Origin of the sequence: Streptomyces sp. NRRL F-5123, assembly GCF_000721495.1 — a bacterium.
GTDB lineage: Bacteria > Actinomycetota > Actinomycetes > Streptomycetales > Streptomycetaceae > Actinacidiphila.
In genome coordinates this window covers 1-24,171 of record NZ_JOHY01000079.1, presented here as the reverse complement: position 1 = coordinate 24,171, position 24,171 = coordinate 1, and the positions used below count along the sequence as shown (strand labels likewise).

The 24,171-nt window shown below is 72.4% G+C and carries 16 protein-coding genes and 1 rRNA gene; 5 read left to right on the top strand and 12 right to left on the bottom strand.

What is annotated here, in order from left to right; genetic code table 11:
* Positions 1 to 38: 38 nt before the first annotated feature.
* Positions 39 to 1,538, top strand: a complete 1,500-nt coding sequence (locus tag IH54_RS0136160) for a hypothetical protein (protein ID WP_234344213.1) — start codon at positions 39 to 41, stop codon at positions 1,536 to 1,538.
* Between the two features lie 37 nt (positions 1,539 to 1,575).
* Here the strand turns inward: IH54_RS0136160 and IH54_RS0136155 are convergent, their stop codons facing one another.
* From IH54_RS0136155 to IH54_RS0136145, 3 genes are all read right to left on the bottom strand, one after another.
* The gene (locus IH54_RS0136155; RefSeq protein ID WP_031525287.1) at positions 1,576 to 6,546 is read right to left on the bottom strand and encodes an NAD-glutamate dehydrogenase; all 4,971 of its coding nucleotides are present in this window, start codon (positions 6,544 to 6,546) and stop codon (positions 1,576 to 1,578) included.
* Positions 6,547 to 6,831: 285 nt separating this feature from the next.
* Complete coding sequence (locus tag IH54_RS0136150; RefSeq protein ID WP_031525286.1) at positions 6,832 to 7,485, bottom strand: HAD family hydrolase; 654 nt, start codon at positions 7,483 to 7,485, stop codon at positions 6,832 to 6,834.
* Positions 7,486 to 7,687: 202 nt separating this feature from the next.
* Positions 7,688 to 8,194 (bottom strand): DUF6912 family protein, encoded by a 507-nt coding sequence (locus tag IH54_RS0136145; RefSeq protein WP_031525285.1) that lies wholly within the window; start codon positions 8,192 to 8,194, stop codon positions 7,688 to 7,690.
* 138 nt (positions 8,195 to 8,332) lie between these two features.
* On the opposite strand from IH54_RS0136145, the gene IH54_RS0136140 reads away from it, so the two are divergent.
* Positions 8,333 to 8,848 carry an Rv3235 family protein gene (locus IH54_RS0136140; RefSeq protein ID WP_078862783.1) on the top strand — a complete coding sequence of 172 codons (516 nt, stop codon included), beginning with the start codon at positions 8,333 to 8,335 and terminating at the stop codon, positions 8,846 to 8,848.
* A gap of 64 nt (positions 8,849 to 8,912) precedes the next feature.
* Here IH54_RS0136140 and secA read toward each other — a convergent pair whose 3' ends face one another.
* A complete protein-coding gene (secA, locus tag IH54_RS0136135) occupies positions 8,913 to 11,708 on the bottom strand; it encodes a preprotein translocase subunit SecA (RefSeq protein WP_031525283.1) in 2,796 nt (931 codons plus the stop codon).
* A 269-nt stretch (positions 11,709 to 11,977) separates the two neighbouring features.
* Here secA and IH54_RS0136130 point away from each other — a divergent pair, with 269 nt between their 5' ends.
* Both IH54_RS0136130 and IH54_RS0136125 read left to right on the top strand, forming a co-directional pair.
* On the top strand, positions 11,978 to 12,580 hold the full coding sequence (locus IH54_RS0136130) for a GNAT family N-acetyltransferase (RefSeq protein WP_031525282.1): 603 nt from the start codon (positions 11,978 to 11,980) through the stop codon (positions 12,578 to 12,580).
* A 139-nt stretch (positions 12,581 to 12,719) separates the two neighbouring features.
* On the top strand, positions 12,720 to 13,907 hold the full coding sequence (locus IH54_RS0136125) for a winged helix-turn-helix domain-containing protein (protein ID WP_043183233.1): 1,188 nt from the start codon (positions 12,720 to 12,722) through the stop codon (positions 13,905 to 13,907).
* A 52-nt stretch (positions 13,908 to 13,959) separates the two neighbouring features.
* On the opposite strand, the gene IH54_RS0136120 is transcribed toward IH54_RS0136125, so the two are convergent.
* From IH54_RS0136120 to mtnA, 7 genes are all read right to left on the bottom strand, one after another.
* Positions 13,960 to 14,691, bottom strand: a complete 732-nt coding sequence (locus tag IH54_RS0136120; protein ID WP_031525280.1) for a response regulator transcription factor — start codon at positions 14,689 to 14,691, stop codon at positions 13,960 to 13,962.
* A 145-nt stretch (positions 14,692 to 14,836) separates the two neighbouring features.
* The gene (hpf, locus tag IH54_RS0136115; RefSeq protein WP_031525279.1) at positions 14,837 to 15,523 is read right to left on the bottom strand and encodes a ribosome hibernation-promoting factor, HPF/YfiA family; all 687 of its coding nucleotides are present in this window, start codon (positions 15,521 to 15,523) and stop codon (positions 14,837 to 14,839) included.
* 308 nt (positions 15,524 to 15,831) lie between these two features.
* Complete coding sequence (locus IH54_RS0136110) at positions 15,832 to 16,509, bottom strand: ComF family protein (protein WP_031525278.1); 678 nt, start codon at positions 16,507 to 16,509, stop codon at positions 15,832 to 15,834.
* A gap of 84 nt (positions 16,510 to 16,593) precedes the next feature.
* Positions 16,594 to 18,429, bottom strand: coding sequence for an LpqB family beta-propeller domain-containing protein (locus IH54_RS0136105; RefSeq protein ID WP_031525277.1), 1,836 nt, complete (start codon positions 18,427 to 18,429; stop codon positions 16,594 to 16,596).
* Positions 18,429 to 20,396 carry an MtrAB system histidine kinase MtrB gene (gene mtrB, locus IH54_RS40720; RefSeq protein WP_052398244.1) on the bottom strand — a complete coding sequence of 656 codons (1,968 nt, stop codon included), beginning with the start codon at positions 20,394 to 20,396 and terminating at the stop codon, positions 18,429 to 18,431. Before mtrB ends, IH54_RS0136105 begins: the two co-directional genes overlap by 1 nt.
* Before the next feature lies 1 nt (position 20,397).
* Entirely contained in the window at positions 20,398 to 21,087 is a 690-nt protein-coding gene (gene mtrA, locus IH54_RS0136095; RefSeq protein ID WP_106966605.1) for an MtrAB system response regulator MtrA, read from the bottom strand.
* Positions 21,088 to 21,234: 147 nt separating this feature from the next.
* Positions 21,235 to 22,299, bottom strand: coding sequence for an S-methyl-5-thioribose-1-phosphate isomerase (mtnA, locus tag IH54_RS0136090; RefSeq protein WP_052398243.1), 1,065 nt, complete (start codon positions 22,297 to 22,299; stop codon positions 21,235 to 21,237).
* A gap of 111 nt (positions 22,300 to 22,410) precedes the next feature.
* Between mtnA and IH54_RS0136085 the strand changes: the two genes are divergently transcribed.
* Positions 22,411 to 23,892, top strand: a complete 1,482-nt coding sequence (locus IH54_RS0136085) for a hypothetical protein (RefSeq protein WP_031525274.1) — start codon at positions 22,411 to 22,413, stop codon at positions 23,890 to 23,892.
* A gap of 194 nt (positions 23,893 to 24,086) precedes the next feature.
* On the opposite strand, the gene rrf is transcribed toward IH54_RS0136085, so the two are convergent.
* Positions 24,087 to 24,171: ribosomal RNA gene (gene rrf / locus IH54_RS42160) — 5S ribosomal RNA — on the bottom strand; the annotation flags it as partial.

Here is a 24,171-nt window from a genome sequence, read left to right as displayed (position 1 = left end):
GCGCGGGGTCGGGGCCGCGCCCGGGGCGGGGGTGAGTGGTGACGGGTGAGGCGCGGGTCGCGGTCGCGCCGCGGGTGCTGGCGTGGCGGCCGTCGCCGTACGCGCTGGCCGGCGGCGCGTTCTGGCTGCTGGTCGCGGTGGTGGCATGGCACACGCCGGTGATGTCGGACTTCGGGCAGCACGCCTCCGCCGTCCAGCGCGTACGGGACGACCCGTGGCACCCGGCGAACCCGCTGCTGGACGAGTCCGGCGCCGGGAGCCCGTACTACTCGCCGTACGTCGTCGCGCTGGGGCTGGCCGCACGGCTGACCGGGGCGGCCGGGTGGGAGGCGGTGCGCTGGGCGGGGCCGCTGAACCTGGCGGTGCTCGTCGCGGGCGTCGGCGCGTACGCCCGGACGCTGAGCACGCGCCGCCTCGCGCCGGTCTGGGCCCTGCTCGCCTTCACGCTGCTGTGGGGGGTGCGCGGCAAGGAGTGGAGCGGCTTCTGCGGGGTGTGGTCGCTGACCCGCGGGGCCTCGTACCCGAGCACCTTCGCCGTCGGGGTGACCTTCCTGCTGTGGGCCTGGACCGACCGGCTGGCGCGGCGCGGCGGCTCGTGGTGGCAGCACGCGGGGCTCGGGGCGGCGGGCGGGGCGCTGCTGCTGATCCACCCGATCACCGCGCTCGGCGCGGCCGTCGGCATCGCGGCGACCGTGGCGGGGCGGCAGCGCGGCCTGTCCCGCGCGGTGTGGCTGCGCTGGGGGCTCACCGCGGCGGCGGGCGTCGCGGCCGCGGCGGCGTGGCCGTACTTCGACGTCTTCGCGCTGGCCGGCGACACGACCGTGGACGCGGTGCACCGCCGCCTCTACACCCACCCCTGGCAGTGGTACGGCCTCGCCCTGGCCGGCCTCCCGGCCCTGGCCCTGCGGGCGCGGCGGCGGCTGCGCGACCCGCTGGTGCTGATGTTCGCCGCCGACGCCGTCCTCGCCGGATACGGCTGGATGAGCGGGCACTACACCTACGGGCGGGTCATCGGGCTGCTGCTCGTCCCGCCGCAGTTCGCGCTCGCGGTGGAACTGGCGGCCGCGCCGCCGTGGACCCGGCTGCGGGCGCTGCTCGCCCCGCTGGCCGCGGTGGCGCTGGGCTTCGCGCTCTTCGCCCAGGTCGGCGCGGTGGTGCCGCAGAGCTGGCTGCCCGCCGCGACCCCGCATCCGGCGCGCTGGCCGGACTACCGCTGGGTCGTGGACCGGGTGCCGGTCGGCGACACCGTCCTGACGGACGGCAATGTGCCGCTGCACGTGCTGCCCGCCTACGGCCTCTTCCTCGCCGCCCCGACCTGGCCCGACCCGTCCACCCCGGCCGCCGAGCGGGACCGCCGCTGGGCCGACGTCCGCACGTACTTCGCCCGCGGTACCACCCCCGCCCGCCGCTCGGCGATCGCCCGCCGCTACGGCGCACGGTGGCTGCTGCTCCCCGCCGACCGCCCGGCCCCGCACGGCGTCACCCGGGTCGCGGCCTCCCCGCGCACCGGCGAACGCCTCTTCCGCATCGCCCCGTAGGGTCCCGCCCCGGGGCGGGACCCTACGGGGGTCCGGCTCAGCGGTGCGTGCGCAGCAGCGTGCGGAAGGTGCGCATCGCCACCGACAGGCTCGCCAGGTCGAACTCCTCGGCGCCCTGGATCTCCTCCAGGGTCGTCCGCGCCCGGCCGATCAGACCGGAGTTCTGGTCCTCCCAGGCCTGGTAGCGCTGCTCGGGGGTCGCCACGCCGTCCCCGGCGGAGAGCACGTCGGCGGTGAGTGCCGCATGCGCCGCGAAGAGGTCCTCGCGGATGGCGGCGCGGGCCATCGACTGCCAGCGGTCCGAGCGCGGCAGCAGGATGATCCGGTCGAGCAACTGGGTGATCTGCAGCCGGTCGGCGAGGTCGAAGTAGACCTCCGCCACGTCCAGCGGCTCCTTGCCGCTGCGGTGCGCGACCTCCACGATGTCCAGCGCCGGGAAGGCCGAGGACAGCCCGGCGACCCGGGTGGCCAGGTCCTCCGGCACCCCGCTGCCGGTCATCTCGCCGTGCACGGTGTCGAACCACTCCAGGTCGGCGCCGCGCAGCAGCTTCGGCAGCTGCGACCAGACCGCGGCCACCCCGTCCTCGAAGTGGTCGATGGTCTCGGCGATCTGCAGCGGCTGCAGCCGGTTGTTGAGCAGCCAGCGGGTGGCGCGCTCGACCAGGCGCCGCGAGTGCAGCCGGATGCGGGTCTGGACGTCGGCGGCCACCTGGTTGTCCAGCGCCTCGACGTCGTCCCAGATCGTGCTGAGCCCGAAGATCGTCCGGGCCGCGGTGTGCGCCCGCACGATCTCCTCGGTCGTCGCGCCGATCTCCTCCCGGAAGCGGTGCAGGAAGGTCGTGCCGGCGGTGTTGATCGTGTCGTTGACCAGCAGCGTGGTGATGATCTCGCGGTGCAGCGCGTGCGCGTCGATCTGCGCGGCGAAGCGCTCGCGCAGCGGCACGGGGAAGTACGCGTGCAGCAGCCCGCGCAGGTACGGGTCGTCGGGCAGGCCCGTCCCGATCAGCTCGTCGGCCGTGGTGATCTTGGCGTAGGCGAGGACCACCGCCATCTCCGGCTCGCTGAGGCCCTGCCCGGCGCTCGCCCGCTCCCGGATCTGCCGGTCGGTGGGCAGGAACTCCAGTGCCCGGTCCAGATGGCCGTCCCGCACCAGCCGCCGGATGAACCGCTGGTGCGCCTGGAGCAGGCTGCTCGCCTGCGCCATGCTGTTGCCGAGCGCGACGTTCTGCGCGTAGTTGTTGCGCAGCACCAGGTTGCCGACCTCGTGCGTCATCTCCGCGAGCAGCGTGTTGCGCTGCTTGACCGTCAGGTCGCCGTCGGTCACCAGGCCGTTGAGCAGGATCTTGATGTTGACCTCGTGGTCGGAGGCGTCCACCCCGGCGCTGTTGTCGATCGCGTCGGTGTCGATCCGGCCGCCGGTGCCCTCCGGGCCGCCGGAGCGGGCGAACTCGATCCGGCCCAGTTGGGTGAAGCCCAGGTTGCCTCCCTCGCCGACCACCTTGACCCGCAGGTCCGCGCCGTCGATGCGGATGGCGTCGTTGGCCTTGTCGCCGACGTCGAGCTGGCTCTCGGTGGAGGCCTTGACGTACGTGCCGATGCCGCCGTTCCACAGCAGGTCGACGGGGGCCTGGAGGATCGCCTTCATCAGCTCGGCCGGGGTGAGCTTGGCCACGCCCGGGCCCTTCTCGATGCCGAGGGCCGCCCGCACGGCGGCGCTGACCGGGATGGACTTGGCCGTGCGCGGGTAGACGCCGCCGCCGGTCGAGATGACCGAGGTGTCGTAGTCGGCCCAGCTGGAGCGGGGCAGGTCGAACAGCCGGCGCCGCTCGGCGTAGGAGGTGGCGGCGTCCGGATCGGGGTCCAGGAAGATGTGCCGGTGGTCGAAGGCGGCGACCAGCCGGATGTGCTCGGACAGCAGCATGCCGTTGCCGAACACGTCACCGGACATGTCGCCGATGCCGACGACTGTGAAGTCCTCCTCCTGGGTGTTGACGCCCATCTCCCGGAAGTGCCGCTTGACCGACTCCCAGGCGCCGGAGGAGGTGATGGCCATCTTCTTGTGGTCGTAGCCGACCGAGCCGCCGGAGGCGAAGGCGTCGCCGAGCCAGAAGCCGTAGGAAATCGCCACCTCGTTGGCGATGTCGGAGAAGGACGCGGTGCCCTTGTCCGCGGCCACCACCAGGTACGTGTCGTCGCCGTCGTGCCGCACCACGTTCTGCGGCGGGACGACCTCGCCCGCCACCAGGTTGTCGGTGATGTCGAGCAGGCCGGAGATGAAGGTCCGGTAGCAGTCGATGCCCTCGGCGAGCCATGCGTCGCGGTCGGCGGCCGGGTCGGGCAGCCGCTTGCCGACGAAGCCGCCCTTGGCGCCGACCGGCACGATCACGGTGTTCTTCACCATCTGCGCCTTGACCAGGCCCAGCACCTCGGTGCGGAAGTCCTCCCGGCGGTCGGACCAGCGCAGTCCCCCGCGCGCGACCTTCCCGAAGCGCAGGTGCACGCCCTCCACCCGCGGCGAGTACACCCAGATCTCGTACGCGGGCCGGGGCGCGGGCAGTTCGGGGATGGCCTGCGGGTCGAACTTCATCGACAGGTAGCGGTGCGGCTGCCCGTCGTCGGCACGCTGGAAGTAGTTGGTGCGCAGCGTCGCCTTGATCAGGCTGAGGAACGACCGCAGGATGCGGTCCTCGTCGAGGCTCGCGACCTGGTCGAGCGCGCCGTCCAGCTCCTCCAGGATGCCGTCGGTGAGCTCGCTGCCGGCCCGCTGGTGGTCGGGCGACAGCCGCGCCTGGAAGAGGTTGACCAGCAGCCGGGTGGTGTGGACGTTGGTGCGGAGGGTGTCCTCCATGTAGTCCTGGCTGAAGGTCGACCCGGCCTGCCGCAGGTACTTGGCGTAGGCCCGCAGCACCATCGCCTGCCGCCAGTCCAGGCCCGCGCGCAGCACCAGCGAGTTGAAGCCGTCGTTCTCCGCGCGGTCGGTCCAGGCGGCGGCGAAGGCCTCCTGGAAGCGCTCGCGGGCGTCCTCCCCGAGGTCGCCGAGCGCGGGGTCGAGCCGCAGCCCGAAGTCGTAGACCCACACCCGCGACCCGTCGGCGCGGCGCAGCGCGTAGGGGCGCTCGTCGACCACCTCGACACCGAGCCGCTGGAGCACCGGCAGCACCGCGGACAGCGACACCGGCGCCCCGGTGCGGTAGATCTTGAAGCGGCGCTCCTCGGGCGCGGCCCCGACGGGCTCGTAGAGGCTGAGGGTGAAGTCGTCCTCGCCGAGGTGCTCGAAGTGCTGGAGGTCGGCGACCGCCACCCGCGGCGGGAAGTCGGCGCGGTAGCCGTCGGGGAAGGCCTGCCCGTAGCGGCGCATCAGCTCGGCGGCCCGCTCCTCGCCGCACTCGGCGGTCAGCGCCTCGGCGAAGCCGTCGGACCAGGACCTGGTGGCCTCCGACAGCCGGTTCTCGATGTGCTCGACGTCGGCGTCGGTCAGCTCGCGCAGCGAGCCGCCGGGGTCGATGCGGATCACGAAGTGCAGCCGGGACAGGACCGATTCGGTGTTCCAGGCGGTGAAGTCGACGCTGTGGCCGCCCAGTTCCTCCTGGAGGATGTTCGTCAGCCGCAGCCGCACCGCGGTGGTGTAGCGGTCCCGCGGCAGGTAGACCAGCGCGGAGAAGTAGCGGCCGTACTCGTCCTGCCGCAGGAACAGCCGCAGTTTGCGGCGCTCCTGGAGGTAGAGCACGCTGGTGGCGATGGACTGCAGCGTCTCGGCCGGCGTCTGGAACAGCTCGTCGCGCGGGTAGGTCTCCAGGATCTGGAGCAGGTCGCGGCCGTCGTGGCTGTCGGCGGAGAAGCCGGCGCCCGCCAGCACCTCCTCGACCTTGCGGCGGACCACCGGCACCCGCCGTACCGACTCGGTGTAGGCGGCCGACGAGAACAGCCCCAGGAAGCGCCGCTCGCCGACGACATTGCCCTCGGCGTCGAACTTCTTCACCCCGACGTAGTCCAGGTACGACGGGCGGTGCACCGTGGAGCGGCTGTTGGCCTTGGTCAGGATGAGCAGCTTGGGCTCCCTGGCCTTGGCCCTGGCGTCGGCGGGAAGCCGGCTGAACGACGGGGAGTTGGGGTGCCCCGGATGGCCGGGGTGGGTGCTGTCGGCCTGCGGGTGCTGCGGGTCGGAGCGCAGGATGCCCAGGCCCGTCCCCGGCACGGCGACCAGCACGTCCTCGCTGCCGGTGTCCCCGGCGGATTCGGTGACCAGCTCGTACTCGCGGTAGCCGAGGTAGGTGAAGTGGTCGCCGTCGAGCCAGCGCAGCAGCTCCAGCGCGTCGTCGATCTCCCGCTTCGGCAGCGGGGGCGGACTCGCGGCCAGCTCGTCGGCGACGGACTGCGCGGCCTGCCGCATCTTGGCCCAGTCCTCGACGGACTCCCGCACGTCGGACAGCACCCGGCGCAGATCGGCGGTGATCTCCTGGAGATCGGCCCGGTCGGTCTCGCGGTCGATCTCGACATGGATCCAGGACTCGACCAGCGCGTCGTGCGGCAGCCCCCCGGCCTCCGGCTCCGTGCCGGCGGGGAGGATCTCCAGCAGCTTGCCCGTCAGATCCCGGCGGACGGTGAACTGCGGGTGGACCACCACATGGATCGCGCGGTTGGCCTGCGTCAGCGCGTTGGTCACCGAGTCCACGAGGAAGGGCATGTCGTCGGTGACCACCTCGACGACGGTGTGGCTGCACTGCCACCCGTTCTCCTCCACCGTCGGGGTGTGCACCCGGACGTTCGCGGTGCCCTGCGGGCGTACCTCGGCCAGCCGGTAGTGCGACAGCGCCGCGCCGAAGATGTCGTCCGGATCGCGGTCGACCAGGTCTTCCGGTGCGCTGTGCAGGTAGTACCGCTGGAGGAACGCGCTCAGGGCCTCCGCGTCGAGTCCCTGGCCCGGCAGCCTCCCCTGCTGGCTGTGCTCACCGACCTGCGCCGCCTGCGCCAGCCGCTCGGCCTTGGTTTCGTCCAGCTTGCTCTGCATGTCCTCTGACTCCTGTCGCGCGCCATTGCGTGACGTCGGTTGATGGCACGACGTACCGGTACGCGGGGTTTCCGCTACGGGACGACGCTATGCCGGGAAAGGGGTCGGTCGTGCGCTTCGGCACGAACCCGCCCCTGGAGAACGGATCACCAGTGATCACGGCGTCCAGGCTATCGCTCCGCCCGGGAGGGCTGTCAGGCGACGTCTTCGTACAAATACACCGGCCACCTTTGGCCCTGATGGACAGAATGCCGCCTCGACAGGGCCCCGACCTGCGGTGATCCGTCAGGAGGCTATTCGCTCGGCCAGCTCGACCGCTTCGGCCAGGGTGTCCGCCACCGGCACCCCTGAAGCCTCCAGGGCCGCTCTGCTGTGCGATCCCCCGGTGTAGAGCACGGCATGCGCGCCCGCATGCGCGGCGGCGGCCGCGTCGTCCAGGGCGTCGCCGATCACCACGACCTGCCGCGGGTCGACGTCGCCGAGCGAGCGGAGGTGGCGGACCATCTGCTCGGACTTGCCGGCCGTCGAGGAGTCCATCCGGCCGTCGACCCGTAGGAAGCGCCCGGTGATGCCGTACGAGGCGACGAACGGCACCAGTTCGGCGTGCGGCGCCAGCGAGCACAGCGACTGCGTCAGCCCCGCCGCCTGCCGTGCGGCGAGCAGTTCGGCGGCACCCTCTGCGAGGCTGCAGGACTCCGCGAGCCGCCAGTAGTGACGGTGGAAGGTGCTGTCCATGACCTCCCACTCGGTGTCCGAGGGCAGCCGGCCGATGAGCCGCTCGTAGAACCGGGGCACGGGCACGCAGTACAGCTCGCGGTAACGGTCGAGGGAGATCGGAGGCAGGCCGATCTCTGCGAAGGAGGCGTTGGTGGCCTCGATCACCGCGTCGATGTCGTGGAGAAGGGTTCCGTTCCAGTCCCATACGAGATGCGTGCTCATGGAATGAACCGTACTCGCGTGGGCCCCCACCCCGTCCCACGGCCTGTGGACAACTCCGCCCGCGGTGCGACGTTCCGAACACCTGGCAGAGGGACGGTCGGACCTCCCGACGTCCCGACGTCCCGACAGTACGACCACCCGCCGACCCGACTGTCGGACGGTACGCACATACGGGTGATCGGCCGCGGGGCGGACCGGCCGTTCACCCGATCAGGTTGGGGATCTCCTGCGTCGCGTACCAGAGCAGCTCGTGGTCCTCGGCACCGTCCACCGTGAACTGCGCGTCGTCGTCCCCCGCGTCCGCAGCGCCCAGCGCGGCCGCGGCGGCGGACACGTCGCCCTCGGCCTCGTCCGCGTCCAGGTGGACGGCCGCCGCGTCGGACAGCGGCACCGGGCGGCTCAGCCGCACCTCGCCCAGCGCGGCCGGGTCCAGCCCGCGGTCGGGGTCGAAACGCACGGCCGCGTCGGGCACGTCCACGGCGACGACGGTACGGCGGCGCGGCAGGTCGGGGTGGACGGCCAGCAGCCGCAGCGACGCCTGGGCGGCCCTGGTCAGCGCCGCGTACTCCAGTTCCTCTATGTCGTCGGAGACGTACCACTCGCGCAGGCTCGGCGTCACCGCGAAGGCGTCGATCGGCGCGGGCCCCACCTCGCCCGCCTTGTACGCCTCGGCGAGTCCCGCAATGGTCGTCGGAATATAGACGCGCATGGCGTGAAGCATACGTGCGCAACCAGCCTGATAGGTGAATTCCGTGCCGGCTTCGCGCAGCGCCGGACGAGCTTGCCCGCCCGCCGGGGCGCCCCCTAGAACCGGACTACCAGCCGGTAACGATCTTGGGGAGCCACCGTGTCGCAGCCACCGCACCAGCCCGCCGCCTCCACCCCGCGCCCTGCCGCCGGTGCGCCGCCCCGCAGGCCCGGGGGTGCGGGCGCGGCACCGCCCGGCCGCAGGGACCCGCGTCGCCCCGCCGGACGGCCGCCCGCGGGCCGGGTCCCGGGCGGGGTGCTGCGCCCGCAGTCGCCGCACGACTGGTTCGCCGGCCGCCTGCTCGACGTCCTGACCGGGCGGCAGCCGCTGACGATGCTGGCCGGCAAGGTCCGCGACGAGGCGTACCAGCGGCTGTGGGAGCTGCACTCCCGGCGCTCGGACTGGCGCCCGCGCGGCGCCCGCGGCCGTACCCCCTTCGTGTACCGCTGCTACCCCTTCCGCACGCCCGGCGGGGCGCTGGAGGTCTGCGCCGTGGTGTGCCTGGACCGGGACGTCTTCCGCGCGCTGGCCTTCCGGCTGGAGGCCGGCGGGCCGGACGCCGCCACCGGTTACGGGCCCGAACGCTGGCGCTGCACCGCCGTGGAGGCGGCATGACGCGGCCGGGGGCCGGGCCCTCGCGGGACCCGGCCCCCGGCCGGCGGTCGTGGCAGCCTCGCGGCTACTTCTTGCGGCGCCGCCCGCCCTTGGCTGCCTTGCGCCGCTCGGCGCGCGTCGTGCCGTCCTCGGCCGCCGGCGCGGCGTCCGCGGGAGCACCGGCGAACTCGCCCTCGACGACACCGCCCTCGCCGTCCACGGACGGCGCGGAGAAGTGCAGCCGGTCGGCGCGCTTGGGCGCCTCCAGGCCCTTGGCGCGGATCTCCGGGCGCTCCTTGGTCAGCGACGGCACCTCGTCCTCGACGTCGGCCGGCACCGGCACCTCCTCGACCTGCTGCTCGACCTGGACCTCCAGGTTGAACAGGTAGCCGACGGACTCCTCCTTGATGCCGTCCATCATGGCCGTGAACATGTCGAAGCCCTCGCGCTGGTACTCCACCAGCGGGTCGCGCTGCGCCATGGCGCGCAGTCCGATGCCCTCCTGGAGGTAGTCCATCTCGTAGAGGTGCTCGCGCCACTTGCGGTCCAGCACCGACAGCACCACGCGGCGCTCCAGCTCACGCATGATCTCCTCGGTGAGCGTCTTCTCCCGCTCGCCGTACTGCGCGTGGATGTCGTCCTTGACGGCCTCGGCGATGAACTCGGCGGTGATCCCGGCGCGGTCGCCGGCCTCCTCCTCCAGCTCCTCGATGGTCACCTTGACCGGGTAGAGCTGCTTGAAGGCGCCCCACAGCCGGTCGAGGTCCCAGTCCTCGGCGAAGCCCTCGCTGGTCTCGGCGTCGATGTACGCGTCGATCGTGTCGTCCATGAAGTGCTGCACCTGCTCCTGCAGGTCCTCGCCCTCCAGGACGCGGCGCCGCTCGCCGTAGATGACCTCGCGCTGCCGGTTGAGCACCTCGTCGTACTTCAGGACGTTCTTGCGGATCTCGAAGTTCTGCTGCTCGACCTGCGACTGCGCCGAGGCGATGGCGCGGGTGACCATCTTGTTCTCGATCGGCACGTCGTCGGGCACGTTCGCCATCGACATCACGCGCTCGACCATCTGCGCCTTGAACAGCCGCATCAGGTCGTCGCCCAGCGAGAGGTAGAAGCGGGACTCGCCGGGGTCGCCCTGGCGGCCGGAGCGGCCGCGCAGCTGGTTGTCGATACGCCGCGACTCGTGCCGCTCGGTGCCCAGCACGTACAGCCCGCCGAGGTCGACGACCTCCTCGTGCTCGGCCTTGACGGCTTCCTCCGCGCGCTCCAGCGCCGCCGGGAGGGCCGCGGCCCACTCCTCGACGTGCTCGATCGGGTCCAGGCCGCGCTGCCGCAGCTCGGCCTCGGCCAGGTCGTCGGGGTTGCCGCCGAGCTTGATGTCGGTACCGCGGCCGGCCATGTTGGTGGCGACGGTGACCGCGCCCTTGCGGCCGGCCTGCGCGACGATCGACGCCTCACGGTCGTGCTGCTTGGCGTTCAGCACCTCGTGCGGCACCCCGCGCTTGGACAGCTGCGCCGACAGGTACTCGGACTTCTCGACGGACACGGTGCCGACCAGTACCGGCTGGCCCTTCTCGTGCTTCTCGACGATGTCCTCGACCACGGCCGCGAACTTCGCCTCTTCGGTGCGGTAGATCAGGTCCGGGCGGTCGACACGCGCCACCGGGCGGTGCGTCGGGATCGGCACCACGCCCAGCTTGTAGATCTGGTGGAATTCGGCGGCCTCGGTCATGGCCGTACCGGTCATGCCCGACAGCGTGTTGTAGAGGCGGAAGAAGTTCTGCAGGGTGATCGTGGCGAGCGTCTGGTTCTCGTCCTTGATGTCCACCCCTTCCTTCGCCTCGATCGCCTGGTGCATGCCCTCGTTGTAGCGGCGGCCGGCGAGGATACGGCCGGTGTGCTCGTCGACGATCATGACTTCGCCGTCCATGACGACGTAGTCCTTGTCGTTCTTGTAGAGCTCCTTGGCCTTGATGGCGTTGTTCAGGTAGCCGACGAGCGGGGTGTTGACCGACTCGTAGAGGTTGTCGATGCCCAGCCAGTCCTCGACCTTGGAGACGCCGGACTCGTGGATGGCGACGGTGCGCTTCTTCTCGTCGACGTCGTAGTCGCCGGTCTCCTCCTTGCCGATGCCGCCGGCCTCGCCGCGGTTCAGCCGGCGCACCAGGCGCGCGAAGTCGCTGTACCACTTGGTGGCCTGGTCGGCGGGGCCGGAGATGATCAACGGCGTGCGGGCCTCGTCGACGAGGATCGAGTCGACCTCGTCGACGATCGCGAAGTTGTGGCCGCGCTGGACGAGTTCGTCCTTCGACCAGGCCATGTTGTCGCGCAGGTAGTCGAAGCCGAACTCGTTGTTCGTGCCGTACGTGATGTCGCACGCGTACATCTCGCGGCGCTCGGCGGGCGACTGGTTGGCGAGGATGCAGCCCACCGTCAGGCCGAGGAAGCGGTGCACCCGGCCCATCCACTCCGAGTCGCGCTCGGCGAGGTAGTCGTTGACGGTGATCAGGTGCACGCCCTTGCCGGACAGCGCGTTGAGGTACGCGGGCAGGGTGCCGACGAGCGTCTTGCCCTCGCCGGTGCGCATCTCGGCGACGTAGCCCATGTGCAGGGCCGCGCCTCCCATCAACTGCACGTCGTAGTGCCGCTGGCCCAGCACGCGCCGCGCGGCCTCGCGCACCGTGGCGAACGCCTCGGGCATCAGGTCGTCGAGGCTCTCGCCGCCCTCGTACCGCTCCTTGTACTCGTCGGTGAGGGCCCGCAGCTCGGCATCGGAAAGGCTCTCGAAGTCCTCTTCGATGGAATTGACCTGGTCCGCGATGCGGTGCAGTTTGCGCAGGATCTTGCCTTCGCCTGCACGCATGATCTTGGTGATGACGGACACGTAGGCTGGCTCCTTGCCGGTCGGGCCTGGCGCGGTTGCCGCGCGGGGCACAGCAGGGGTTTTGTCTGCCGGGGCCCTGCTGCAACGGCCATCGTAAGCGAGGAGAGCATCAGGCCGGGAGGCCCGGCGGCGGCAAAACGGTTTTCCGTCGCTTCATCGCCCGCAATACTCGGCCGGGGGGCGGCCTGTACGGCCCGTTTCCCGGGTCCTTCCCGGGAAACCCGCGCGCGTTCGCCGCCCTGCCCCCGACAGAAAGGTGCTCGCCCGCCATGCAGTCCGTCACGTTGACCACCGAACGCCTGTACCTGCGTGAGCTGGAGCCCGCCGACACCGACGCGGTGTTCGCCGCGTGCCAGGACCCCGAGATCCCGCGCTGGACGAGTGTCCCGTCGCCGTACACCCGCGAGCACGCCGCGGAGTTCGTCGGGCAGCTCAGCCCGCAGGGCTGGCGGGACGACACGATGTACAACTTCGGCGTCTTCACCCGCGAGAGCGGCGCCCTGGTCAGCTCCATGGGCCTGGTCAGGCTCGCGCAGCTGGGCGCCCCCGTGCACCAGGCGGAGCTCGGTTACTGGACGGCCAAGGAGCAGCGCGGCAGGGGCTACACGGTCGAGGCGGCGCGCGCGGTGTGCCGGTGGGCGTTCGAGAGCCTGGGCGTGGAGCGGCTGGAGTGGTACGCCGAGGCCGGCAACGAGGGCTCGCGCGCGGTCGCGCTGCGGCTCGGGTTCGTCATGGAGGGCACGCAGCGGGCCAAGATCTCCCAGCGCGGCACCCGCCGGGACACCTGGTTCGGCGCGCTGCTCCCCTCGGACCTGGGCCTCGCGTCGGCGACCCCGTACCTGCCGTACGACCCGGCGCGCCCGGCGGACTGACCTGGCGGGCCGAGCCGGCGGCCCGACCTGGCGGATCGGCTTGGCGGGACGCCCTCCCCGGCAGGCCCGCGTCCCGGCCGGGGAGGGCGTCGGCGCAGGTCAGGGATGATTGTCAGTGGCTCCCCCTAGCCTGGCCCCCATGACAGCGCTGCCGCCTCCCCAGCTCTCCCTGTCCGCCGACGAGGCCCGCAGGATCGCCCTGCGCGCCCAGGGCTTCCTCGGCGCCCCCGACCGGCGGGCGGGCACCCGCGGCGTGCTGCGCGCGCTCGGGGCCGTCCAGCTGGACACCATCTCGGTGCTGGCCCGCTCGCACGAGCTGGTCCCTTACGCGCGGCTGGGCGCGGTCGGCCGGCAGGCGGTGGAGCAGGCCTACTGGTCGGACGACCACGCCTTCGAGTACTGGTCTCACGCCGCGTGCATCCTGCCCATCGAGGAGTGGCCGCACTTCGCCTTCCGCCGCCGGGCGCGGCGGGCGCGGGGCCACCGCTGGCACGTGCTGGCGGACGCCGAGCGCTCCTGCGCCGCGGTGCTGGACCGCCTCAAGGCCGACGGCCCGCTGACGTCGACGGAGCTGGGCGGCGCCAAGAACGGTGGCCCGTGGTGGGACTGGTCGGAGACGAAGATCGCCGTCGAGTGGCTGCTGGACACCGGCGAGGTGGTCTGCACCCGGCGCCGCGGCTGGAAGCGGGTCTACGACCTGGCGGAGCGCGCGGTCCCGGCCGAGCTGCTGCACGACGAGCTGGACGACACCGAGTGCACGCGGCGGCTGGTCGCGCAGGCCGGTGCCGCCATGGGCGTGGCGACCCGCGCCGACCTCGCCGACTACCACCGGCTCAAGGGCGAGCAGGTCGCCGCGGTCATCGACGGTACGGGCCTGGTGCCGGTCGAGGTCGAGGGCTGGGGCAAGCCCGCGTGGGCGGATCCGGCGGCGCTCGCGGCCGAACCGCGCGGCCGGCACCGTACGACGCTGCTGTCGCCCTTCGACTCGCTGGTCTGGGACCGGCCGCGGACGGAGCGGATCTTCGGCTTCACCCACCGCCTGGAGGCTTACACCCCCAAGGCCAAGCGGGTGCACGGCTACTTCGCGATGCCGCTGCTGGCGGGCGGGCAGCTGGTGGGCCGGGTCGACCCGGCACGGGAGGGGGGCACGCTGGTCGCCCGGCAGGTGACGCTGGACGGTCCGAAGGCGGTGCAGCCCGCCGCGGACGCCATCGCCGAGGCGGCGGGCTGGGTGGGCTGTGTGGAGGCGCGGGTGGAGCGGGTGCTGCCGGAGACGCTGCGCGAGCCGCTGGCCGCCGCCGTCCGGCGCACCCACGACCCCCGCTGAGCCGGTCCGCCGCGGGGCGCCGGGCCCGCCGCCCCGCGGGCAGGGCCGCCCGTCAGCGGATCTCCAGGATCTTCTCCCGCATCGCGTAGACCACGGCCTCCATCCGGGAGTGCAGCTGGAGCTTCTCCAGGATGTTGCGGACGTGGTTCTTCACGGTGTTCTCGCTGATGTACAGCTCTTTGGCGATGTCGCGGTTGTTCAACCCGGTGGCCACCAGCTTGAGCACCTCCAGTTCCCGGTCGGTGAGCCGGGGCGCCGGCAGCAGCCGCCGCTCGTCGGTGCGCTGGATCATCGACTTGAACTCGGTCAGCAGCTTGGACGCCATCGACGGGCTGATCTGCGACTGCCCGTCCGCCACCGCGCGGATCGCGGTGGCCACCTCGTCGGTGGAGATCTCCTTGAGGAGGTAGCCGGTCGCCCCTGCCTTGATCGCCTCGTAGAGGTCGGCTTCCTCGTCGCTTATCGTCAGCATGATGATCTTGGCGCTGGGGGCCACCTCCTTGATGGAGGTGCAGGCCTCGATACCGCCACGGCGCGGCATGCGCACGTCCATCAGCACGATGTCGGGCAGCAGGTCGGCGGCCTTCTCCACCGCCTCGGCGCCGTCGCCGGCCTCGCCGACGACCTGGATGTCCTCCTCCTGCGCGAGCACGATCTCCAGCCCCCGCCGGAAGAGCGCGTGGTCGTCGACCACCAGGACCCGGATCGGCTCGGCGGGCGCCGGGCCGTCCGCGTCGGGATCGGGGTCGCCACCGCCGGCAGCCCGGTGCGCGAATTCCGGCATCAAACCCTCCCCGTCAGACCGCAGTTGCCCAACTGCCGGTCCAGCATTTCACGTCCTGGCGCGGCGGTGCCCCCAGGGCGATCCCTGGGGGCACCGCCGCGCCGTACCGAGCGGTCGGCCTTCGGCGGCCGCCACGCTCCGGCGGTCAGCGGCGCAGCGCGCCGCCCGCGCCGCCCGGAGCCTGCGACATCGCCTCGTCGGAGTTGAGATGGATGACGCCGTAGTCGTAGCCGTGCCGCCGGTAGACCACGCTCGGCTGCTTGGTGTCGGCGTCCACGAACAGGTAGAAGTCGTGTCCGACCAGCTCCATCTCGTACAGCGCCTGGTCGAGCGGCATCGGGGCGGCCGCGTGCGTCTTCTCCCGGACGACCAGCGGGCCGTCGCCGCGCACCTCCAGCGACGCCATCCGCCGCGTCGGCACGCCCTCCTCCTGGAGCGGGCCGCCGACCGGCTCCCCGTCCCCGTTGAGAGTCGCGGCGTCGGGCACCACGGAGGGCACGTCCGCGGCGGGGATCCGGCCCGCTCCGCGGCGCGTGTGGCGCTTGCTCGCGGCCTTGCGGAGCCGCGCCTCCAGTTTGGTCACCGCGACGTCCAGCGCGGCGTACGGGTCGGCTGCTGCGGCCTCCGCCCTGATCACCGGCCCGCGCGAGTTGAGCGTGATCTCCACGCGGTCCGCGCGCTCCGCCTGCCGCGGGTTGAGCTCCTTGGACACCTCGACGTCGAGGCTGATCACCTTGCCGTCGAGCTTCTGGATCTTGTCCAGTTTTTCGGTCACGTGCTTCCGGAACCGCTCGGGCACCTCGGTCTTGCGGCCCTTGACGACGATGTCCACGCAGAACTCCGTTCCCGGACCCCGCCGTCCGTCCGGCGGCGATCCCTTTCGCTGAGGCCGGGCCGGGAAACCGGTCCCGTCCGGCACTGCGTCGGCAGCCGCTCCGCCTCCCGGTCGGCCGGGATCCGCGGAGCTGCGGCTTTCACCTCCTCCTGCCCAACGAGGAAGATCATCACCCCCGGCTGCTGTCTTCCCTCTACCCCGAACATAGTCCCGGAGTGCAGAAGTCGGCATCCGCAGCGTCCACCTCCCTCCGTTCGAGTGAACTCCAACCGCTTCCACCTGCGACAACGCGCATCCGAGTGGATTCAGTGAACGTCCACACCCGCCACCACTGCCGCCCCCGCCACCCGTCCGCCCGCCACCGTGACCGCCCGTGCGGCCACGCTGAGTGACGTCCCGGTCGTCACGAGGTCGTCCACCAGCACCACCGGAACCGCCGCCAGCAGCCCCGCGGCGCTCCCGGCCGCCTCGACCGCCCCGGACAGGTTCGTCTGCCGCCCGGCAGCGTCGAGCCCCGACTGGTCCGCGACCAGCCGCCGGTGCCGCAGCAGCGCCGCCGCCCTCGCGGGCGTGCCCTGCCCTCGCAGCGCCGCCGCGGCCGCCCTGGCCATCCGCGCGGTCGCGTCGTGGCCCCGCCGCGCCACGGCCCGCCGTGCGGAGGGCACCGGCACCAGCAGCACCGCCCCGGCGACGCCCAGCCCCGCCACCGCCGCGGCAACGGCCCCTCCCAGCGGACGCGCCAGCCCCAGCGCACCCCGCTCCTTGTGCGCCAGCAGCACGGCCCGCACCTCGTCGCCGTACCGCGCCACCGCGCACACCGGCGGCAGGCCCGGCGGCTCGGGCACCGGGCGCACCCGCCGCACCGAGGCCGCTCCGCCCAGCAGCCCCCGGCAGCGCTCGCACAGCTCCGTACGCGGCAGGCCGCAGCCCGCGCAGTCCGCCGGGAGCACCAGCCCGGCGATCTCCTGCCACCAGCCCCGCATGACTCCACTGTGACGGCCCGCGGAGGTGCCCTGCCAGTCACTCTTTCGAGGGCTGTGGACGACTCCGGCCGACCGGCCGGCCGCTCAGCCCGGGTAGACGGGGCTGGCGCCGGGCGGGGTGACCTTCTTCCAGTTCAGGTCCGGGGACTGCCAGTAGACGCTGCCGTGGGACGAGGCGAGCAGTGACACCGCCGCCGGGTCCGGGTCCTCCGACGCCGCCACCGAGTCGGCCTCGCCGATGGTGTCCGTCGCGAGCGACACCGAGCCGTCGGTGCTGACCCACTGGATCTGCTGCCCGCTGCCCGCCGAGTCGCTGCCGAGCACCACCAGCCGGCTCGCACCGGCCCAGGACGCCGAGAGGACGCTCTCGCCGGCCGGGGTGATGTCACGGAGGTCGTGCACGGCGAACTGCGGCTGCTCGGGGGTGCCGCCGCGGTCGATCCGGCCGAGCATCAGCCGGTCCTTCCCGCCCTCGGACACCACGAGCGCGATCCGCAGCCCGTCGGAGGCCACCCGCAGCGACTCGATGCGCCCTTCCAGCTCCGGGACCCCGACCGCGACGGGCTGCCCCGTACCGGCGGGGAGCACGTACAGCCGGGAGACCGCCGGGTTGCGGTCCGCCACCCACAGGTCGTCGAATCCGTCCCAGCTCGGCGCGCTCAGCCCGTTCCTCGGATCCTGCGCGGCGCTGGTGAGCGGGGCCGTCTGGACGGCGGCACCGTCCGCCAGGGAAGCCACGACCAGCTGGCGCCCGTCGGACCTCACCGCGGCGGCCAGCCGCCCGTCCCGCCGCACGGCGACCGACAGCAGATTGGCCTTGTCGGCACCGAGCGGCCCGCGCACCGGGTAACCGGACGTGCTCGCCCCCTGCCTCTCGATCAGGTTGTGCTTCGCGGAGCCGATGTAGAACTGCGCGGACGTCCCCCCGACGAGATTGCCCGGCCCGTACTGCCCCGCCTCCCCGCTGCCGATCGTGCACGCCTCGGTCCCGTCCGTGCGCTGCACCTCCACCGAGGAGAGCTGCACCGACGACTGGCCCTGCACGGTGGCGAAGATCTGGGCGGCAAGCCGCCGGCACGCCTCCCCGTGCAGCTTGTCCACCTTGTCCAGCCGCACCTGGAGGCGCTGCGAGTCGTCGAGCGAGACGCTCGACGTCCGGCCGTCGTGGAGCCGCGCGCCGGCCGGGGCGGCCGTGTCGGCCACGGGCGCCAGCCACTCGCTGGGACCGCCGAGGAGCGCGGTGACCGTGGCCGAGAGCGCGTCGGGCTGCTGCCGGCGCAGATACACCGGGTCGGCGATCAGCGTCTGCCTGCCGCCGCCCTGGCGGTCGCCGGACCCCTGAGCGGCGAAGTAGTACATGTTCACCGAGTGGTATATGCGCTGGAAGTCCGCGGCGGAGAGGAGCAGCCCGTCGTTCAGGTCGTCGATCCGCCACTCGCCGTTCTGCTTGACCAGATGGACCTGCTCGTGGAAAAGGTCGCTGGAAAGCCGGTAGGCGTACCCGGCGTCCACCTTCGCGGTCTGCGTGTTGTCCAGCGAGATCGTCTCCACCGTCGCCTTCGGGCCCGGGTCGGACACCGGCAGGGCCCGCGGCACGGTGGACAGCACGGTGATCCCGGCGAGCGGCTTCCAGCGCTTCTTCAGGTCCGCCGCCAGGTACTGCTTGGCGGTGGCGAAGTCCGTCTCGCCACTGGTCGTGGCCTCCAGGAACCCGTTGACGATCTCCCAGGGCTGCTCGTGCGCCCGCGGCGGGATGCCGAACACCCGCACCTGCGTGTCGCCTTCCGCCTGCTGGCTGTCGTCGACCTTGCTGACCTCGCCGCCGCTCGGCATGGACGCGCAGCCCGCCAGCAGCAGCGCCGCGGACAGCGGCAGCGCCACCCTGGCCGCCCGGCCCGCGCGGCCCCCCAGCAGTGCCATCAGATCTCGTCCTTCCGAACGGCTTCCCGGTGCCCTACGACCCGCGCCCCGTTGCCCGGCAGGGCTGCCGGATCGGCCGTCGGCGGGCGTGCGGGCCCGGTGGACGGCATCGGCGGGACGAGCGGCGGCCTGGCCGGCCCCACCTCCCTGCGGTGCCCCTGGCCGCTCCCGCTGCCGGCCGCGCCCGAACCACCGCGCGGTGCGGGCACGGTCGGCGCCCCCGCGGCCGCCGACGCCCCCGAGGCGCTCAGGCCGCGGCTGCGGCGCGAGTCGTCCGGCTCCAGCGGGATCGGCGAGCTGCGCAGGTTGTCCCCCGCGGTCCGCGGCAACGTCATACGGAACTGCGAGCCGCCGCCCGGCTCACCCCAGGCGTGCAGCCAGCCGCCGTGCAGCCGCGCGTCCTCCACCGCGATCGACAGGCCCAGGCCCGTACCGCCCGTGGTCCGCGCCCTTGCCGGGTCGGCCCGCCAGAAGCGGTTGAACACCCGGGTCGCCTCGCCCGGCTTGAGCCCGACGCCGTAGTCGCGCACCGCCACTGCGACCGCACCGTCGGCCGTCGCGAGCCGCACGACCACGTCGCGGCCCTCGCCGTGCTCGATCGCGTTGACCACCAGGTTGCGCAGCACCCGCTCGACCCGGCGCGGGTCGGCCTCGGCCACAACCGGCTGCGCGTCGCCGCGTATCAGCACCGTGCTGCCTTTGCGCTCGGCCAGCGGCTCGGCGGCGTCCACCACCTGCCGCACGACCTCGCGCAGATCTATCGGCTCCGCGGACAGCTCCGCGGCGCCCGCGTCGAACCGGCTGATCTCCAGCAGGTCGGACAGCAGCGACTCGAAGCGGTCCAGCTGGTTCTGCAGCAGCTCCGCGGAGCGCGCCGTCACCGGGTCGAAGTCCGAGCGCGCGTCATGGATGACGTCCGCGGCCATCCGCACGGTCGTCAGCGGGGTCCGCAACTCGTGCGAGACGTCGGAGACGAAGCGGCGCTGCATCCGCGACAGATCCTCCATCTGCTGGATCTTGACCTGGAGGTTCTGCGCCATCTTGTTGAAGGACTCGCCGAGCCTGGCGATGTCGTCCTCGCCCGAGACCTGCATCCGTTCCTGGAGCCGGCCCGCGGCGAGCCGCTCGGCGATCCCGGCGGCCATCCGCACCGGGGTGACCACCTGCCGGGTCACCAGCCACGCGATGGCACCGAGCAGCACCACCACGAAGATCCCGGCGGTCGCCAGCGTGCCCTTGACCAGGCCGAGCGTCTTCTCCTCCTGGTCGAAGGCGAAGAGGTAGTAGAGCTGGACCTCGTTGCCGTTCGGATCCGTGATGCGCTTGCCGACCGCGAGCGCGGACCGCGGCGCCTCCCCGTCGTCGGTGTAGACGGTCGTGTACTGCTTCATGGCGCCGGTGGTCTTCTCGACCGCCTTCTGGAGCGACGGGGAGATGGTCCTGTCCGCCACGACGTTGCCCGAGGTCCGCGCTCCGCGCCGGCTGCCGTCGCCGCCGTGGAAGTCGGACTCCGCACCGGGGCTGAGCGCGACGATCCAGTACACGCCCTTACCACCGCTGGCGAACTGCTGGGTCAGCTGGTTGATCCACGTCCCGGAGTCGATCTGCTTGTCGGACGCGCCTCCGCCGGTGCTCGTGGTGTCCAGTTCCTGGCCGCCCTGCGCCACCATGTTCTGCACGAGGGAGAAGCCGCTCATGGCCTGCTTGACCGAGGCCTTCTCCTTGGCGTCGAGCAGGCCGTTGCGCACCTGGCCGATCACGACGAAGCCGAGCAGCAGCACCACGCCGACGGACATCAGCAGGGTGAAGGCGACGACCCGCAGCTGGAGATTGCGCCGCCACAGCCGGGACGCCGGCTGCAGCGGCCGGCGTGCCCAGCGCACGCACGAGCGGATGACCGGCAGCAGACCCCGCATCGGGTCCGCGAGCCGGCCCTCCAGCAGCTCACGCTCGTACGGTCCGCGCATGTCAGCCCGGTCCCGCCTTGTAACCGACCCCTCGGACGGTCACGACGATCTCCGGGCGCTCGGGGTCCTGCTCGACCTTGGAGCGCAGCCGCTGCACATGCACGTTGACCAGGCGGGTGTCCGCCGCGTGGCGGTACCCCCACACCTGCTCCAGCAGCACCTCGCGGGTGAAGACCTGCCACGGCTTGCGCGCGAGCGCCACCAGCAGGTCGAACTCCAGCGGGGTCAGCGCGATCGGCTGCCCGTCGCGCTTGACCGAGTGGCCGGCCACGTCGATCACCAGATCGCCGATGGTCAGCTGCTCGGGCGTGGGCTCCTCGGCCCTGCGCAGCCGCGCCCTGACCCGCGCCACCAGTTCCTTCGGCTTGAACGGCTTGATGACGTAGTCATCCGCACCGGACTCCAGTCCGACGACCACGTCGACGGTGTCGCTCTTCGCCGTCAGCATCACGATCGGGACACCCGACTCGGCCCTGATCTGCCGGCAGACGTCGATCCCGTCCCGCCCCGGCAGCATCAGGTCGAGCAGCACCAGATCCGGCTTGGCCTCCCGGAAAGCGGCAAGCGCCTTGTCACCGTCAGCACAGAACGACGGCTCGAAACCTTCTCCACGCAGCACGATGCCGAGCATCTCCGACAGCGCGGTGTCGTCATCGACGACCAGGACACGTCCCTTCATACCGACCATCATCCCATTTGCATATCGATACTGGTGACCTTTGGTGATCAAGGTCACGCTATGCGACCATTGTCCCTGCTTGTACGGGCTTGCGCTGCCCCCCAGATGCAGCCTGTGGATAACGGACGGAACGCCCCGCGTCGAACGACCCACGGAACGTCACCGAGCGGTCTGCTGTGCGCCCACCGCCACGAGACTCGCGGCGGTCACGGGTGACGCCACACCGTGCTCCGTGACGATCGCGGTGATCAGCTCCGGCGGGGTGACGTCGAAAGCCGGATTATAGGCCTGGGTGCCCAGTGGAGAGGCCGCGAGGTCGGTCACCTCGCTCCCGGGGCGCTGTTCCACCTCGATCGAGGCGCCGTCCGCGGTGGCCGGATCGACCGTCGTCGACGGCGCCACCACGATGAAGGGCACCCCGTGGTAACGGGCGAGCACCGCCAGCGGATAACTCCCCACCTTGTTCGCCGTCGAACCGTCCGCCGCGATCCGGTCCGCCCCGATCAGCACCGCGTCGACCTTCCCCGCAGCGAAGAGCGATCCGGCGGCGTTGTCCGCGAGCAGCGTGTACGGCATTCCGGCCCGCGCCGCCTCGTACGCCGTCAGCCTTGCCCCCTGCAGCAGCGGACGCGTCTCGTCCACCCACAGCCGCCGCAGCATGCCCGCACGGTGCGCGGCCAGGACGACGCCCAGTGCCGTTCCCTGCCCGCCCGAGACCAGCGCCCCGGTGTTGCAGTGGGTCAGGATCCGGTAGCTCCCGCCGGGCGCCAGCTCCTCCAGCAGGCCCAGCCCGCGCGCCGCCATCTCCGTGCTCGCCGCCGCGTCCTCCGCGTGCAGCGCGCGCGCCTCGGCGAGCGCCGCCGCCGCGGCCCGTTCCGGCCCGGCCGCGCGGTAGGCCTCCAGCGCCCGCCGTACGCCGTAACCCAGATTCACCGCTGTCGGCCGCGCGTGCGCCAGCTGCTCCGCCGCCTCCTCCACGTCGAAGCCGCGGGCCGCCGCGAGCGCGACCCCGTACGCCCCCGCAAGGCCCAGCAGAGGCGCCCCGCGCACGGCGAGGCTGCATATAGCCGCCACCAGCGCCGGCACATCCGTACACGCCAGCTCGACCTCCTCCCGGGGCAGCCGGGTCTGGTCGAGCAGCACCACGACCGGTCCCTCCGGCGGCTCCTCCCACCGCAGCGCAGGGACCGGGCCGGAGGCGGAATCCACGAGGTGATCATCCATCCGTCCAGTCTGCCCTGACCGGTCCGCCCAGCGGCAGCCCGTGACACGATGGCGCGAGTACGGACACGCGTACCGGCAGTACACCCAGCACGTACGAAAGGGCAGCCTCCGATGACCAACACTCCGGGCTGGGCCTCGCCCGGATCGTCCGGATCTCCGGAACCGGGCAACGGCGACAGCCCCGACGACACACCTCGCGCACCGCAGCCGGACACCGGCGACGCAACCCCGGACCCGGCCGCCGCATCCGACGCCGCACCTGGCACGCCGGAGGCTGTGAACGCCCCGAGCGCGCCGGAGAACGCCGGCTCGGACGCGGCCACGCCCCCGGCGGGCAACTGGTCGCGGCAGCAGCCCCCGGCCGGCACATGGCAGGCCTCGGCCACTCCCGACGTCCCCGGCCCCGCACTGCCCACGTCCCTGGCCGAGCAGTCCGCGCCCCCCGCGGCGCCCGTGCCGCCGCAGCCGGGCCCGGGCCAGGGCGGCTGGGGTCAGCAGTGGACGCCCCCGCCCGCGCCCGGCCCCGACCACGGCGGCCCCCGCTGGGGCCCGCAGGCACCCTCCTACGGCCCGCCGCCGATCGGCTGGGCCCCAGTCGTCCCCGCGGCACCGCGGCCCGGAGTCGTCCCGCTGCGCCCGCTCGACGCAGGCGAGATCCTCAGCGGTGCCTTCGCCACCTTCCGTGCCCACTGGCGCACGGCCATGGCCCTGGTCTTCGGCGTCGCCGTACTGACCGAGGGCATCAACGCGGTGGTCAACAGATATCTGATCGACGACGGCCGCCTCGACGACCTCAAGAACGAGTCCGACCCCACGCTGGGCGACATCGCGCACGCGCTCGGCGGCAGCGCAGGAGCGACCTTCCTGGTCATGCTCACCAGCATGATCGGCGGCATCCTCACCTCGGGCCTGCTCACCGTCGTGGTCAGCCGGGCCGTGCTGGGCCGTTCCGTCACCCTCCGCGCCTCCTGGCAGGAGGCCCGGCCCCGGCTGCCGCAACTCATCGGCCTCGCGCTGCTGCTGCCCCTCGCGCTCGTCGCCGTCATCGCGGTGGCCGTCCTTCCCGGCGCCCTGGTCGCCTGGTCCGGGTCCGAGAACGGGGGCGTCGCGCTCGCCTCCCTCGGCATCATGGCGGCCACCGTCGTCTGTGTCAGGCAGTGGGTCCTCTGGGGCCTCGCCGCACCGGCCCTCGTCCTGGAGAAGCAGGGCATCAGGGCCGCTGTGAAGCGCTCGGTGAAACTCGTCAGGGGTTCCTGGTGGCGGGTCGTCGGCGTGCAGTTGCTCGTCGCGCTCGTCACGGGGATCGTCTCGCTCGTCATCGGGCTGGCGTTCACCGCCATCGCCAATGCAGTGGGCAACGGAAACGGCGGCCTCTTCTCCACGGACGGCCCGGCCGACTGGCCCACCGTCATCATCACGGCGGTCGGCGGCATCATCGCCTCCGCCCTGACCCTCCCGGTCAGCGCGAGCGCCATCTCCCTGCTGTACGTCGACCAGCGCATCCGCCGCGAGGCACTGGACATCGACCTCGCCCGCGCCGCGAACGTCCCCGGCTACCAGGCTCCCGCCACCGCCTCCGACGTCCGCCGCTGACCACTGAAGAGGGGCCGTTCTCCCGCGGGAGAACGGCCCCTCTTCGCACGCCAGGCCCAAACACCCCGGGAGCCAGGCCCACATCCCGGGAGCGCGCGGGAAGACGTGGTGTGGAAACCCCAACGCGGGAAACACGGAAACACAAAGAGCCCCGCTCCCGGATCAGATCCGGGAGCGGGGCTCCTGCAATATTTGTTCGGCGGTGTCCTACTCTCCCACAGGGTCCCCCCTGCAGTACCATCGGCGCTGAAAGGCTTAGCTTCCGGGTTCGGAATGTAA

Excerpts from the sequence above, each read along its gene's own strand:
- IH54_RS0136155 (WP_031525287.1), bottom strand. The coding sequence starts at position 6,546 with ATGCAGAGCAAGCTGGACGAAACCAAGGCCGAGCGGCTGGCGCAGGCG.
- IH54_RS0136125 (WP_043183233.1), top strand. The coding sequence starts at position 12,720 with ATGACAGCGCTGCCGCCTCCCCAGCTCTCCCTGTCCGCCGACGAGGCC.
- IH54_RS0136120 (WP_031525280.1), bottom strand. The coding sequence starts at position 14,691 with ATGCCGGAATTCGCGCACCGGGCTGCCGGCGGTGGCGACCCCGATCCC.
- IH54_RS0136145 (WP_031525285.1), bottom strand. The coding sequence starts at position 8,194 with ATGCGCGTCTATATTCCGACGACCATTGCGGGACTCGCCGAGGCGTAC.
- IH54_RS0136150 (WP_031525286.1), bottom strand. The coding sequence starts at position 7,485 with ATGAGCACGCATCTCGTATGGGACTGGAACGGAACCCTTCTCCACGAC.
- mtnA (WP_052398243.1), bottom strand. The coding sequence starts at position 22,299 with ATGGATGATCACCTCGTGGATTCCGCCTCCGGCCCGGTCCCTGCGCTG.
- mtrB (WP_052398244.1), bottom strand. The coding sequence starts at position 20,396 with ATGCGCGGACCGTACGAGCGTGAGCTGCTGGAGGGCCGGCTCGCGGAC.
- mtrA (WP_106966605.1), bottom strand. The coding sequence starts at position 21,087 with ATGATGGTCGGTATGAAGGGACGTGTCCTGGTCGTCGATGACGACACC.
- IH54_RS0136085 (WP_031525274.1), top strand. The coding sequence starts at position 22,411 with ATGACCAACACTCCGGGCTGGGCCTCGCCCGGATCGTCCGGATCTCCG.
- IH54_RS0136105 (WP_031525277.1), bottom strand. The coding sequence starts at position 18,429 with ATGGCACTGCTGGGGGGCCGCGCGGGCCGGGCGGCCAGGGTGGCGCTG.
- IH54_RS0136130 (WP_031525282.1), top strand. The coding sequence starts at position 11,978 with ATGCAGTCCGTCACGTTGACCACCGAACGCCTGTACCTGCGTGAGCTG.
- IH54_RS0136110 (WP_031525278.1), bottom strand. The coding sequence starts at position 16,509 with ATGCGGGGCTGGTGGCAGGAGATCGCCGGGCTGGTGCTCCCGGCGGAC.